Raw genomic sequence first — 333 nt, forward strand, 5'->3', positions numbered from 1 at the left:
TGTTTACCAGAGTCGGTAGCTTATCGGCTGGCTGGTGAGTTGGACTTGCCGCGCAAGCGCTGTAGGCGTATTAGCTCGGCTGACAGTCAGGAAATAGCTCGGTTGTGGCTGGAAGGTGTGGCACCGATGGATATTGCGCGCCAGCTTTCTATAGGCTCTTCTCCGGTATATCGCATCGGTATTGAGCTTGGTTTGTGGAAGCGCAATCCACATGGCCGCAAAGCTGCGGCAACAACTCGCCGGTGTAGTTATCTGCAACTGCGTGTAAATGCTTTGGGGCGCAAAGATGCCGCTTTAGCCTGTGGCATTCATCCGCGTGATGCTGCTGATATG

1 pseudogene is annotated in these 333 nt (G+C 54.1%); it reads left to right on the top strand.

Annotation, left to right across the window (positions count from 1 at the left end):
• Window positions 1-126: 126 nt before the first annotated feature.
• Window positions 127-333, top strand: a pseudogene (locus QKD99_RS11595) (IS30 family transposase); the annotation flags it as partial.

This window comes from Corynebacterium sp. c3Ub_189 (genome assembly GCF_039907195.1).
Taxonomy (GTDB): Bacteria; Actinomycetota; Actinomycetes; order Mycobacteriales; family Mycobacteriaceae; genus Corynebacterium.